This window comes from Clostridium sp. DSM 17811, assembly GCF_018861905.1.
Lineage (GTDB): Bacteria > Bacillota > Clostridia > Clostridiales > Clostridiaceae > Clostridium_AD > Clostridium_AD frigoriphilum.
This window is the reverse complement of the sequence record NZ_JAHLDU010000007.1, coordinates 1-13,788: the sequence shown is the minus strand read 5'-3', so window position 1 is coordinate 13,788 and position 13,788 is coordinate 1. Positions and strand designations below refer to the sequence as shown.

15 protein-coding genes and 1 pseudogene are annotated in these 13,788 nt (G+C 31.6%); 10 read left to right on the top strand and 6 right to left on the bottom strand.

Going from position 1 to position 13,788, the window contains the following annotated elements; translation table 11 throughout:
* Positions 1 to 23 precede the first annotated feature (23 nt).
* Positions 24 to 269: a hypothetical protein gene (locus KPL44_RS25300; protein WP_253201717.1), complete on the bottom strand. Its 246-nt coding sequence runs from the start codon at positions 267 to 269 to the stop codon at positions 24 to 26.
* Positions 270 to 868: 599 nt separating this feature from the next.
* On the opposite strand from KPL44_RS25300, the gene KPL44_RS10465 reads away from it, so the two are divergent.
* Positions 869 to 1,900, top strand: a complete 1,032-nt coding sequence (locus KPL44_RS10465; RefSeq protein WP_216249564.1) for a helix-turn-helix domain-containing protein — start codon at positions 869 to 871, stop codon at positions 1,898 to 1,900.
* 127 nt (positions 1,901 to 2,027) lie between these two features.
* A complete protein-coding gene (locus KPL44_RS10460; RefSeq protein ID WP_216249562.1) occupies positions 2,028 to 2,948 on the top strand; it encodes a DUF2268 domain-containing protein in 921 nt (306 codons plus the stop codon).
* A gap of 212 nt (positions 2,949 to 3,160) precedes the next feature.
* On the opposite strand, the gene KPL44_RS10455 is transcribed toward KPL44_RS10460, so the two are convergent.
* Positions 3,161 to 3,970: a MerR family transcriptional regulator gene (locus KPL44_RS10455; protein WP_216249559.1), complete on the bottom strand. Its 810-nt coding sequence runs from the start codon at positions 3,968 to 3,970 to the stop codon at positions 3,161 to 3,163.
* Between the two features lie 654 nt (positions 3,971 to 4,624).
* Here KPL44_RS10455 and KPL44_RS10450 point away from each other — a divergent pair.
* From KPL44_RS10450 to KPL44_RS10440, 3 genes are all read left to right on the top strand, one after another.
* Positions 4,625 to 5,698, top strand: coding sequence for a helix-turn-helix domain-containing protein (locus tag KPL44_RS10450; protein WP_216249556.1), 1,074 nt, complete (start codon positions 4,625 to 4,627; stop codon positions 5,696 to 5,698).
* Positions 5,699 to 5,833: 135 nt separating this feature from the next.
* Positions 5,834 to 6,691, top strand: coding sequence for an AraC family transcriptional regulator (locus KPL44_RS10445; protein ID WP_216249553.1), 858 nt, complete (start codon positions 5,834 to 5,836; stop codon positions 6,689 to 6,691).
* 582 nt (positions 6,692 to 7,273) lie between these two features.
* The gene (locus tag KPL44_RS10440; RefSeq protein WP_216249548.1) at positions 7,274 to 7,750 is read left to right on the top strand and encodes a hypothetical protein; all 477 of its coding nucleotides are present in this window, start codon (positions 7,274 to 7,276) and stop codon (positions 7,748 to 7,750) included.
* Positions 7,751 to 8,124: 374 nt separating this feature from the next.
* Here the strand turns inward: KPL44_RS10440 and KPL44_RS10435 are convergent, their stop codons facing one another.
* From KPL44_RS10435 to KPL44_RS10430, 3 genes are read right to left on the bottom strand one after another with little or no spacing between them, the layout of a single operon-like run.
* On the bottom strand, positions 8,125 to 8,799 hold the full coding sequence (locus KPL44_RS10435; RefSeq protein ID WP_253201716.1) for an ATP-binding cassette domain-containing protein: 675 nt from the start codon (positions 8,797 to 8,799) through the stop codon (positions 8,125 to 8,127).
* Between the two features lie 16 nt (positions 8,800 to 8,815).
* Positions 8,816 to 9,067 carry an ATP-binding cassette domain-containing protein gene (locus KPL44_RS25295; protein ID WP_253201715.1) on the bottom strand — a complete coding sequence of 84 codons (252 nt, stop codon included), beginning with the start codon at positions 9,065 to 9,067 and terminating at the stop codon, positions 8,816 to 8,818.
* Position 9,068: 1 nt separating this feature from the next.
* Complete coding sequence (locus KPL44_RS10430) at positions 9,069 to 9,344, bottom strand: GyrI-like domain-containing protein (RefSeq protein WP_216249546.1); 276 nt, start codon at positions 9,342 to 9,344, stop codon at positions 9,069 to 9,071.
* 563 nt (positions 9,345 to 9,907) lie between these two features.
* On the opposite strand from KPL44_RS10430, the gene KPL44_RS10425 reads away from it, so the two are divergent.
* The 3 genes from KPL44_RS10425 to KPL44_RS10415 all read left to right on the top strand — a co-directional run bounded on the left by KPL44_RS10425 (position 9,908) and on the right by KPL44_RS10415 (position 12,063).
* On the top strand, positions 9,908 to 10,363 hold the full coding sequence (locus KPL44_RS10425; protein ID WP_216249543.1) for a LytTR family DNA-binding domain-containing protein: 456 nt from the start codon (positions 9,908 to 9,910) through the stop codon (positions 10,361 to 10,363).
* Positions 10,353 to 10,784, top strand: coding sequence for a hypothetical protein (locus tag KPL44_RS10420; protein WP_216249540.1), 432 nt, complete (start codon positions 10,353 to 10,355; stop codon positions 10,782 to 10,784). The genes KPL44_RS10425 and KPL44_RS10420 overlap by 11 nt, the downstream gene beginning before the upstream one ends.
* Before the next feature lie 151 nt (positions 10,785 to 10,935).
* Positions 10,936 to 12,063, top strand: a complete 1,128-nt coding sequence (locus KPL44_RS10415) for an alpha/beta fold hydrolase (protein ID WP_216249537.1) — start codon at positions 10,936 to 10,938, stop codon at positions 12,061 to 12,063.
* Positions 12,064 to 12,379: 316 nt separating this feature from the next.
* Here the strand turns inward: KPL44_RS10415 and KPL44_RS25290 are convergent, their stop codons facing one another.
* A complete protein-coding gene (locus tag KPL44_RS25290) occupies positions 12,380 to 12,538 on the bottom strand; it encodes a DUF6506 family protein (protein WP_367302944.1) in 159 nt (52 codons plus the stop codon).
* A 100-nt stretch (positions 12,539 to 12,638) separates the two neighbouring features.
* Here KPL44_RS25290 and KPL44_RS10410 point away from each other — a divergent pair, with 100 nt between their 5' ends.
* Together KPL44_RS10410 and KPL44_RS25285 are read left to right on the top strand one after the other, a co-directional pair.
* Positions 12,639 to 13,601 carry a helix-turn-helix transcriptional regulator gene (locus KPL44_RS10410; RefSeq protein ID WP_216249533.1) on the top strand — a complete coding sequence of 321 codons (963 nt, stop codon included), beginning with the start codon at positions 12,639 to 12,641 and terminating at the stop codon, positions 13,599 to 13,601.
* Positions 13,602 to 13,701: 100 nt separating this feature from the next.
* Positions 13,702 to 13,788, top strand: a pseudogene (locus tag KPL44_RS25285) (glutamine amidotransferase); the annotation flags it as partial.

Here is a 13,788-nt window from a genome sequence, read left to right as displayed (position 1 = left end):
AAATTAAGTAAAAGTACAGTTAATTATACTAATTCAGGTCTAAGTTTTTTTGCTAAAATGCTTAATAGTCTCAATGTGAATGTAAGAGATCTTTTTATAGCAACTTGGCGTGGATTTCCTATCATAATATATCCATTTTCCTCAGCTCTTATATTGTTCTCAATTTCTTCACCTTTGACTTTTAAAATATCTTCTAGCCTTTTCTCAGATTTTTCTTTCATAAAAGCTGCTATATCAGCTACTTTGAAGCTCATGTCTCTCAATGACATTACTAATGTTTAATCCGATTTCATTACTTGCGTACACTTGAATTTTCTGTTTTAGGGAGTACTATTATTAATACTAGATGTTGATGTTACCACAATTCTTATGTTAATATTCAGTAGTCAATATTCGTTAGTCTATTGAAATTATTGTCAATTTTCGATGTATATGATATTATTGTAAAAAAATATATTGACTTAGCAAACAAAATTGATACTGTAAATGAGAATTAACAATAACCTAAGTATAATACAACTTAAGAAGGGTTGCTATATATGTTTCAGCAAGCAGATAGAATGAATGTGAATACCTATATTCTTTATTCTTTTGTGCTTATAAAAAATTCTTATCCATCGCATTTTCATTAAAATAGCGAATTTAAAATTGATTTATTAATTAAAAATTTATGAGCAGTTATTTGGGAAAGTGGAAATACTGTATCACAAGTAAGATCCTAAATATTTTTATTATGAAAATTAACTAATGGTTAATTTTTATGAATAAAAGATGAAAATGCTTCAATTGTTTAAGTTATATAGCTTTGATATAATTTAATTAGCTAAGTCCTAGGTTAATTAAATGAACAAATGGAGGAGTTAATTTTATGAAAATAAGTGAGGTTATTAGAAATTATAGAAAAAAGGAAAGTCTTACTCAAGAGCAAGTTGCTAATTATTTAAATATAAGTGCGCCAGCAGTAAATAAATGGGAAAGCGGAATATCATGCCCAGATATAGCACTGTTAGCACCTCTAGCACGTGTTTTAAAAATTGATGTTAATACTTTATTAGCATTCAATGAGGAATTAACAGATGTAGAAGTAAAAAAGCTTACAAAAGAGGTAGGTGAAATGGCATCAAAAGAGGGACTCCAAAAGGCTTTTGAAAAGGCCAGTGATTTAATTAAAAAATATCCAAATTGTGATGAGTTGATATATTGGATATCAGTAGTATTAAGGATATATTTATTAGGGCCTCAAATTGAGGAAAAGGATAAATATGAAAGAAAAATCATTGTTTGGCTTGAATTTGTAGCAACAAGTAGTAAAGAAAAGACAGCTTCTATGGCAAAATTAGAATTATCAGCAATGTATAGGGCTAAAAAAGAGTATAAAAAAGCCCAAGAATTATTAGATAAAATTCCAGAAGTAGAGGTGGATAAAAAAATTCAACAGGCATTATTATATGAAAGTAGCGGAAAAATCGATGAGGCTTATGGCGCCTATGAAGGTATATTAAGGAAAAGTGCTCATGAAACATTTACTGCGTTATCACTAATAATACGGATGTTATTCAAAGAAAAGAAGTTTAATGAGGCAGAAGAATACATAGATCGTGCTAAAAAGGTTGCTGATGCATTTGATTTAGGAGCATACCATAAATATTCATTAGATTTATGGTATGCAAAGGAAAAACAGGATAAAGAAAAGGCTATTGAAATGATTATAAATATGGTAAATGAAGCAAGTAGCATAGATGGTTCTATGAATTCAAAACTTTATAAGCATATAAAAATTAATGTTAATAGCAGTTGGGACAAAGATAGATATGAAAAAGCAGTAAAAGGATCATTTAAAAAAGATAAAACTCTTGATTTCGTCAAAGATGATCCTAGGATAAAAATTCTGTTGGAATAACACTAAAGGATAGTTTATTTAGTTATCATTTTAAAGAGTAATTTACTTAATACTATTTGTTTTGTAAAACCTATTGACTATCACGTTACGTCATAGTGTATATTAAGCTTACAAAGGGGATGGTAAGATGAATATTACACTAATACGTTCAGATAAAATTTATAAAAAAATGATGAATTCACTAAAGGAAAAACGAGATGATATTTATCGCTATGAAATGATGAGGCCTTTTGAATTTAAGTGGTCTTGCATTAATGTGCCTATAAACTCATCACAAAAAGGTGGATATGATGTAGTTATGGCAAGTAATATGTTTGGATATTTGCCACCATCAGAGGTAGATGATAAACAAAATAAAAACATCGAGATGATTTCAGACCAAAATTTATGGCGTACTTGTGAAAATACAATTAAAAATTCCTTAGAATGTTTTACGAAAGTTGGGTATGAGTTGCCTGTAAAAGATTATCTGTTTTCAATTTTACTTGGTAATCCTCAAAGCCCATATATGTCTATGAATGATGGTTATTGCGGTGATGGAGGTATCCCAGGATATATTTTTATATCCCTCGTTCCAAATGAGCATACACTTAAAAGACTTCCTGTAGCCTTAGCTCATGAATGTAATCATAATGTGCGTTTTCAATTTGAAAAATGGAAAAATAATATTACTTTAGCAGAGATGATGATTAGTGAGGGACTCGCTGAAAACTTTGCTACCTCAATATTTGGTGATGATATGATTGGACCTTGGGTAAGTAAAACTGATATAGAAACTCTTAATAATTATATCAAGCCAATTATCAAAGATGGCTTAAATGCAACAGGGTTTGATAACATTACAGCGTATCTTTATGGTGATGAAATGGCACAGTTACGAGGCTATTTCCCTGTAGGACTTCCATATTGTGCAGGATATGCTTGTGGTTATCATATGGTTAAGCATTATCTAAAAAAGACAGGAAAATCAATTGTAGAAGCTACTTTAACACCTACAAGTGAAATTATGAATGAAATAGAGGATTTTTGGGATGAAGACTCAATTTAAAAAGACCTATTGACACTCCCTTTAGAGGATACTGTAATCTTAATTTACAAGGAAAGGAGATGTGAATATGTTCCGAATAGGCGAATTTTCCAAACTTACTAAAACTACAGTAAAAGTGTTATTATTGTTTTGGCTCCTTCTTTCATTTATAATGTAAAAAGCTATGAAATTAAGAGATTAATCTTAAATTTCATAGCTTTTAATTGCATTTTTTACTTTTTTACTGGTATCTGGATTTCGCTCAAGTAATCCTCTGTCCTTTTTTCATTGCAAGGCCCTTTTATAGCAACTTGACGTGGATTTCCTATCATAATATATCCATTTTCCTCAATCCAATTTGCTAAGAAATTATATGCTTCTGCTACATTTGAATAATCTCCTGGAACTAATATGATAGCAGCTTGATCCACTGCCTCAGTTTCCTTGAATGTAAATCCGTCTTCGTCCTTCATTAGATTATCAACACCCACTACTACCTCTGCATCAACTTCACCTTCTTTATAACCTGCATCGTGATAGGTAGAATAAGATATATTATTGCAGTGAATATTTTTTTTCATTATGTATTCACCCAATCTTATCCAAAGCAATCCTTCTGCTTCATAAGTTGGTATAACATTCCTTAAAGAAATAACCTTATAGCTTGGTAGTGATTTTAATGTAACATTATAACTCATACTAACCCTCTCCTTTTTCATATCCTTAATGGCAGAGTTGATTTTTTTAAGTCTTATTTCCTCAGCTCTTATATTGTTCTCAATTTCTTCACCTTTGACTTTTAAAATATATTCTAGCTTTTCCTCAGATTTTTCTTTCATAAACACTGCTATATCAGCTACGTTAAAGCTCATGTCTCTTAATGACATTACTAGGTTAATGTCAGAAATCTGTTTTGCCGAATAATATCTATATCCTGTGAAGTCATCAATTTTAGCAGGCTTAAAAAGTCCAACTTCATCATAATACCGGAGCATGCGGACGGACACTCTGGTCAACTTGGAAAAATCTCCAATCTTGAACATAAAATCAACTCCTCTAAATTGCTGCCATTCGAATGACATCTTTATAATAATGCCTAACACCATGTGAGAGTCAATATTAAATTTAATTTGTAGTATATATCACCAATTAATACATATCAATTCTTGTTCATTTTTGTAATTTATTTAGGAGTCGGGTATCATTTAACTATAGATTTTTGAGACCCTTACAAGTAATGAAATATAACATGGATATATATGGTAAAATAAAGTATAGAAGTTGTATCACAATTATAAAATATTACATCTCAATGGCAGGGATATTGTTCATTACTATGTTAAAGATTAGGGGACTATAGTTTGATATTAGCGCTAAAAAAATACGAAAAAAGAAAAACTCAATATAATCTATTACTTAATAAAAAGGTGATTTTCATAATACATTCTTCCTAATACTATCATAAAGTCCTTGTTAATGCTAAAGCGTGAGAAACATTAGAGTATGTCATGAGTTTTTCTATGATATAACACGAACTTTATTAATTGATATATTCCTTAACGTTTGATGTGCTTCTGTATTGAATAGCATTCAATTTTTATTAACCTTATTATGATTTAGCCTCCATTGTATAGATTTTTGAACTAACTTATAATAAAATCATCAAAAGATTTTAAATTTAACAAATGGAGGTTTATATGAAAAATCTAAATATTGGTGATACAATATTGCGTTGTAGAAAAGAAAAAGGCATTACTCAAGAGCAACTATCAAATATGGTAGGGGTTTCGGCTGGTGCTGTTTGTAAATGGGAAACTGAAAAATCATTTCCAGATATTGAACTACTTGCACCGCTTGCACGTGCATTAAATATTTCATTAGATGAACTATTGTCTTTTAATTCTAAACTGTTAGAAGATGATGTTATTAACATTAAGAAAAAATTGACAGAAGTATTTATACAAGAAGGCTATGACGCAGGATACGAAAAGTGCAAAGGACTTTTAAATGAATACCCTAATAGCGTGTATCTCAAGTTGACAATTGCTGAACTTATACAAATGTATTCAATGATGCACGCAGATAAGTCCGAGAAGCTCTTTGAATCAAGAATGGAATGTGCTCTTAAATTATTAGAGCAAATTGTAACAAGCAAAGATGCTAAATATATGTCCCAAGCTCTATTTGCTATTGCCAGTATTCAAATGATGTTAGAAAACTATGATGAAAGCGAAAAAGCATTAAAAGAACTTTCAACCTCATCATCTATAGACCCTATGACAATTTACCCAATGCTTTTACAACGACAAGGGAAAAATGATGAAGCTAAAGTCCAATGTGAAAATATGCTTTTATCGCATATAATTCAAAGTACTTCAATGCTTACTACTATAGCGAATATATCTATTAGTACTGAAAAATATGAAAATGCACAAATATATATAGATGCTATTCGTAAAATACAAAGCTTATTTAATGTAGGGTTGCATTTAGGTGACTATAGTCTTTGCAAGTTATATATTAAAAAGCGACAATTAGATTCCGCGGCAAAATATTTTAAAATTTATGTTGAAGGTGTGATTTCTACCGAATACGATTATAGTAATAATAAATTTTTCAAAGATATTCAATTAGAGGTAGCTGCAGAAGGCCAAAAATCCGTAAGAAAGAAAATGTACCAATCATATATAGATGATTCCGCATTAAACGTTTTAACAGGATTGAAAGATTATGAGGAAGGTATTAGGCTGCTAAAAGCTAATCTTTATTAAGTATAAATATGTTAATATTTATAGTAAATATGGTATTATTGAATAATATTTCATATAAGACAAAACATAACACAAAAAGTCGGGAACAACCGCTTGAAAAGAGATACGATATATTTACAGATAGGGGGGATGATTATGGGGTGGGTTGAAGAAATCGGCGAAGCTATCAACTATATTGAGGAGAATATCACTGAGGAAATCGCAATAAAAAATATTGCAGAAAAAGTACTTATGTCTCCGTTCTATTTCCAAAAAGGCTTTGCAATGCTTTGTGGTTTTACGGTGGGAGAGTACATCAGACAACGCAGGCTTACCCTTGCCGGCAGTGAGCTTGTTTCTGCTGATGAAAAAGTCATTGATATTGCACTGAAATATGGCTACGCCTCACCAGATAGTTTCACAAAAGCTTTTACTCGATTCCATGGTGTCACACCTACTGCTGTTCGAAAAGATGGAGCAATGATTAAATCATTTGCTCCGCTGAAAATCAAATTTTCATTGGAGGGTGGTTATATTATGGATTACAAAATTGTTAACAAAGATTCGTTTACTGTCATAGGCGTATCAAAGGTATTTAAATATGATAGTGCAACTACAGAAATTCCACAGTTTTGGACAGATCATTATCAAACAGGAAAAGGGAAATTTGTATGCGGAATGTACGGAGTATGCATAGATGATAGCATGGGTTCAGATGAGTTCGAATATTTGATTGCAGACAATTATAATCCGTCCATAGAAACATCTAATGGTTTTGTTACAAAGATTATTCCTAAACACACGTGGGCTGTTTTTGCTTGCAAAGGCCCAATGCCGAAAACTCTGCAAGATGTGAACAGAAAAATCTTCTCAGAATGGCTGCCTAATTGCAGTGATTATGAAATTGCAGCAGGTTATAATATAGAAATGTACACCAATACGGCTGATTATCCGCAAGGTAATCAAGATGAAAACTACTACAGCGAAATTTGGATTCCTGTTAAGAAAAAATAACTACGTAAAGGAGCACAATTCGGAGTTCATCAAATTCCAATTTGTAAAGTTGATGTAGAATAATTTTAGATTTAGTTTTTGTTGTATCTTTCTTTTATATGTCGCAAGTACCCACATATTTAATGATATGTGGGTAGTTTATTTAATTATAGTATTAAAGAGCGTAGAGCATGACGCCTTGATTTATATGGGTTGTTAAGCATTTAGTTAAATTTAACTAAGCAATTTTAGACTTGAATATATCTATTTATATGATATATCGCGGATTTATTTTTTAATACCGCTCCTTCAATTCTCTATAGTAATATTATTAGTAAATATACTTAATTTATGATAATTATGGTATGATCAAATATGTAGTGTTAGTAGAAATTGTACTTTATAGTGAGTAGATAAAGGAGAAGAGTGATTAGTTTGTCTGAAAATAAAGAATATACATTTAAAAGAGAACATCCTGAACCATTTAATAATTTAATTTATACAGTTTGTATATTTCCAATCCTTTGTCATATCAGGGATTTTAAATCATAATTAGTAAAATACTATCATGCAAATTATTGCGTAGTAAAAAGGGGGATCACTTTGTCATACTTAATTTTAGGATTTAGTTTATTAGTAATTTTTTTAATGATATCATCAAAAAATATTTTTTATAAATATTCTGACAAAATCAATTTAAAGATAAAAAAAAGATTAGACACAATGCTGAAATTCACTAAAATTGCTCCAATAATAGTTTTATTTATTATATTGACTTTGACCCTTACTTATTTTAAAACTAAATATGCAATTAGGTTATCTCACGCGTGGCTTGTGTTAAGTTTTTGGATGTGTACTATAATTTTTTATTACATCATTGCAGAAATAGCAATAATAAAAAAAGTAGTTATTATAATACCTACCATTGGATTGATAATATCTATGTGTAATGCAATTTATTTAACACCATTATTGCATTATGAAAACATATTCCAAAATATTAATATAATGATTCCAAATCTCTTTGGATTGATTATGCTAATAATAGCGTATTATATAACCTATCTTTTTAAAAGTTGATTATGATAATTTCCATTCCAAATTGCAATATAGATAAATCTAGGGACAGCTTTTATTCTTCGAACCCAATAACTGAACAACTCATGCTTTCAAAATCTTTTGTAGTTTTGTCTTACGCTGGAATAACCTATAGCGATCATAAAATCACCTCCATGCATATATTGTGCAACGAAGAATTAACTCTTATAAATCGCTTTAATTAACAGTTTCTTTTCTCAGTCTCCGAAATACCCAGTTGCTGCCTGATATGTTCTTCATGGACTCTTTCGCGATTGAACTGTATAATACTAGCCAAATAAGGGGCTGTATAATTGTAAGTAGTATTGAAATAGGGTTCTGAAAGCGCCACTTTATATTGCGCCATAAAATATTTATTATCTCCATTTAATTACCTCTTCCCCATACCCAGTTAACTTCAAGAATACATCTTCAAGGCTGGGCTGTACTATTTCTATCGCCTCAAAAGAAACACTCTTTTCCCAAAGTCGCTTGTTAACATTTTTAAAAGTTTTTTGATCATCTCCAGCATCCGCAAAAATTGAGCATTCACGGACATTTATGGATGTAAGTATATGTTCTTTAGTAAGTATATCTGCACATTCTTCCGCTTTTTTCTTCTCAGAAAAACCAATGCGGAGTATATTTTGTCTTATATATTCTTTCAGATTCCCAGGAGTTTCCTGAACCAATTCGTGACCTTCTTTCATAATACAAATTGTATCACTAAGTTGATCAGCTTCATCAAGATAATGAGTGGTCAGAAAAATCGTTGTTTTAAAATCATCTCGGATTTTTTGCATGATTTCCCACATGGCTTTTCGGGAAGCAACCTCCATACCAACCGTTGGTTCGTCTAAAAAAAGTATTTTAGGCATTGATACCATATTCATTGCAATATCCAATCGACGCTTTACTCCGCCGGAATAGGAAGCAACTGGGTATTTCAAATACTTCGACAGTCCAAAACTGTCAATAAGGATGTTTATCCTTTTTTTTGCTGTACCATTGCCCACCTTGTAGAGCCTGCTTTGAAATATCATATTTTCCATAAGAGATAGATGATCATCAATAGAAACGCGCTGTGAAACACAGGCGATCTGTAGGGTCCTTGCATAGATCTTTACCTAATATGGTTACAGTTCCAGATGTAGGCTTGTAAAGTGTTGTTAGTATGTTGATAAGTGAAGACTTCCCAGCACCATTTGGTCCAAGCAAAGAAAAAATTTCTCCGCTGTTTACTTTCAAACTTAAATCATCTAAAGCTCTGACACCGTTCTTATACTGTTTAACTAATTTATCAATTACAATTGCAGACATTCTACTTCACCTCTTTAATCGGAAATAGTGTTTCTGTAATATACTTTTTGGGATTGCCTTTCAAAAACATTCCCGTTCCCTTGATATAGACTTCCCTAAAGAGAGGCTGTAATGTTAGTCTATTTTCCCTTGCATAACGGTCAATTGCTTCATATGCATAATTCATAGTTTCATAAGCATCGATATGAGTAGCACAAACAGCTTTTATTCGCGGAAGGTCTTTTACTGTAATACCATTCCCATTTGGTGTTTCAGCAGTAGGAACACATAATTCCATTTCACTTTTACTCCCCCTCCCTTCTTGTATAAAAGTTTAGCACAATGTAAATTATAAAGCCTCTCTTTTGATGTCCAGATTTGTAAACTAATTTTTTAAAACCTGTAAGTTGTGGTCAAATGGGAGTATTACATTTAGGGAAACAAATATACAAACATTACTGTTTACATATATGTACACATAATTACTTGTAATGGTTTCTTCTTGTTTTTATAGTAATTTTGGCAAATACAATTCGTTGTAAAACCCTTAGAAACATGCATAATAAGGCTGATACAATAATCTACATATTTATAGAGCCACTAGCCTTTGATTACGACTCTAATTTACGGTAATTATGGTATGATTAAACAAATGTTTTGTGTCGTCTCAGCATTTCATAGATTACGAACTCTTAACGGTTTTTCTTGTTTTTATTTTGACGCTTGGCGTTTTGGTACAAATAATTTAATAGTAAATGGATCTAGTAGCATTCGAAGTTACTTCATAATCGTGAAATTATGAGAAATAGATATTATTTGTGAGCAACTTGGAGACTGAATTAGAGAGAAAGGAGTAACAGAGTGGATATTATAATTGTAGAAGATAAGGAGAGTAACATTGAAGTACAAATCAGGTACCCGATTATGAATGTACAAGTACGGCAGCTTATACAAAGAATTAAGGGTATAGATATGAAAATAGTTGGAAGTAATAATGGTAAAAATATAGTCCTCAATATTTGTGATATTTTCTACATTGAAAGTATTGAAAGGAAAACTTTTATTTATACAAAAGATCAGGTACTCAAAAGTAGTAAAAAACTATATCAGTTAATTGATGAATTAACTGGGGTGGGTTTTATTCAAATAAACAAAGCATGCATTATGAATATTGATGTACTAGATAGTGTAAATACACTTTTTAATAGCCGATTGAAAGCAACATTGATTAATGGTGAAAATGTTATTATTACAAGAACCTATATTCCGGCAATTAAAAAATGGCTAGAGGGGGAGGCTCAACATTATGAAAAGTAAAAAGAAAATTTTTAGAGATTATATTATTACAAGTCTTGCATTTAGCATGCTTGTTATATTTTGGGTGTTTTGTATCGATGCTCTTTTTTATGGTTTATGGTCAAACTTTAAAATCATTGGATCTATCGTGGCTTATTCTTTTATAATGTGTCTGGCACCGATTGTGATTAGATTAGTATTAGATAATAGGCCTGTGATTTCTATGTTTGCCCAATACGTTGTTGTGGTACTTCTGTTTTTTGCCTTCGGGATAAAATTCAATTGGTACCCCAAAGGAGAAGAATGGTTCGTATTTATATATACAATCCCAGTATATGCAGTTGGATATTTACTACGATTGGTAGGGATAAGAAAGGATGCTGATTATATCAACAAAAAATTAACAGAGCGAAAAAAGAGGGGAAAACAGATGAATAATTAGGTGTTAGAAAGCAGCAAAAAGCTGCTGGCAGGTGACTTATTTGTAAGTAATGACAGTGTATTTGTAACATAGGACAATCGCTATTGCATGTTGTATAAGAGATTGCTAGGATTATGTAGCTGAGCAATTATAAATGAAAGGAACTGTCAAAATGGAAAAGCACAAAATAATTACTTCTTTTAAACGAGATTTAGCAGGAAAGGTTGGTAAAATAATGTTGATTTCATTTTCTCTCATTACTCTATGCATCATTGCACTTGCAATTATTTTATTAGTACAAAGTCCTGGGAAAGTGAACCCGTTGCGAGACAAAAATGGAAATGTTATGAAGGGCAGTATTTCCGAAAAGATTAATGTTAAAATTAACGGAGTGAATATGGGAATGATTATTAAAAGTGAGAATATATCAAATCCAGTACTGCTTTTTGTTCACGGAGGCCCTGGTATGCCTGAATATTTTCTTACTGAAATATATCCTACGGGACTTGAAAAATATTTTACGGTGGTATGGTGGGATCAGCGGGGCGCAGGGTTATCCTATAGCAGTGATATCTCCGCAAAAACAATGACAACAAAGCAGTTTGTGTCTGACACAATAAGCGTAACAAACTATTTACGTGAACGTTTCGGGCAGGACAAATTATACCTTATGGGACACTCGTGGGGTTCATATATAGCGTTGCAGGCAGCAGCAAAATCACCTGAGTTATATCACGCTTATATTGGTGTAGGACAAATATCAAATCAAATGGAATCAGAGAAAATTGCATATGAATATATGATTAAGTACTACAATGCAAAAGGCGATAAAAAAACTGTAAAGAAACTTGAAGCAACACCTATTGAAACAATGGATGGTCTATCAGATGCATACGAAAAGATAAGAGACGATGTGATGCATAGAGCAGGAATTGGTACAACTCATAAAATGGAATCAGTAGTCTCTGGAATTTTTCTGCCAGTTATGCAGAATAGTGAATATATCTTGAAAGAGAAAATTAACATATGGCGTGGAAAAGCATTTTCAAATTCTACTGGTTTAAAGAATGAATTTTACAGCACGGATTTAAGCAAAACTATAACAAAACTTGATATTCCGGTATATTTCTTTTCGGGAATATATGATTATACAGTAAATTATTCGATGTCAGAGGCTTATCTTAAAAAGCTTAGTGCACCTGTAAAGGGATTTTATCTTTTTAAGGAATCTGCCCACAGTCCAATATTTGAAGAGCCTAAAAAAGTGGTTCATATTATGAGAGAAGATGTGATAAAATAACAAAAATCAAAAAAGTCAGGTTATAGTATTTGTAGTTACTTCAGAGATCTATCGTTTTAAGCTATATATGGGTTGTTAAGCATTTAGTTAAATTTAACTAATCAATTATAGGCTTGAATATATATAATTATATGATATATATTGGATCATGAATGTGAAATTTTTAAGAAGTAGTCAATAGACCCAGAGTGGATTTAACACAAGTTGTAAAAGTCCAACCCCCAAGTCCTTGATTGGATGATAATATTAGTTCGATTACGACTGAATATATGAATATTCTGTCGTAATTACAGTTCTAATATACTTTGTTATTTATTTAGCACATAGTTTGTTGAAATTGTTTAAAAAGTTCATCACCACTTTTAAAATCAAATCCAGGATGGTGGTCAAATTTAACAGCGCCAACAGATGCCTTCCCTCTTACGGCTTTGCTTATAAGTGCTATACCTTCATTTCCGAATGCGGCACAGTTGATTTAATAATAAAAAATGTTATAAGTTTTTAAAAACAATATTTGATGATATTATATTCCTAAACAATAAAATTTAATTGTTTACCAGATTAGGGGGTGCATTATGCCAAAAAATGATAATATGCTAGCGATTTTATGGATGCTGAATTCAGGTACAAAAATAACTGCAAAGCAAATATCCGAAAGGTTAGAAATAAACATACGATCAGTTTATCGTTATATGGATGCACTGTGTGTTAGTGGAGTGCCAATAATATCGGAGCCTGGTCATAACGGCGGATATAGTTTGCTTAACAATTTTATCCGAGCACCCCTGTTTTTTAATCTTGAAGAGAAAAAATCACTTTTGCATGCTGCTGTTTTTGCAATGGAATCAGGATATCCTTTTATGGAATCACTAAATAATGCAACATCAAAGTTAAAGATGTTTTCGAATCAAGAACAAGAAGAAGTTCTCAATCGTCATTTAGTTGGATTTGAAGTAGTGAGCCGTATTTGCGATCCAGCTGTCAAACCTATATTAATGGAACTCGAGCAAGCTGTTGCAAATGAATGCTCTATGGAAATTGAATACTGTACAGGTTATGAAGGGCATCCCAAGCATAGGGTTGTTGACCCCTATGGGATTCTTTACTGGAACAATAAATGGTACGCTATTGCATTTTGCCATCTTAGGAATGAAATTCGTAACTTTAGGGTAGATAGAATAATAAATATTATAAGTACTAAAAATACGTTTAAGCGTCCTGAAGCTTTTTCGGCACGTGAGTTTTTTACAGAAAGCTTATTACCGAATATAGAAAGTAAAGTAGGACTTTGCACTTTAGTAATTGAGGGCAAGTCAGAAGCATTGAATGACCTAAGTGCACATTGGTTTTTAGGATATCATCTGATAAAACGAACTGAATGCAGAACGATTTTTTTAATGGATGAATACTCAATCCATACCTATGTTCCGCATATTCTACTTCCATATGGTAAAGCAATAAAGGTGCTTGAACCAAATAGTTTTAAAGCTGCTATGGCATCAATTCTTAAAGATTTGCTGGACTATTATCTCCACTGACTGAATTTGTCAGTAAAGATAATATATAATTGATTAAGATGGAGCTTGAAACCATCCTGTGATAAATAGTACTAATAAAATGAAAGTGGAGGAATAGAAAATGAAAAACAAAGTATATCTTTATGTATTTGATACAATGGCAGACTGGGAAATAGGTTATTTAAGTACTGAAATCAATTCGGGAAGG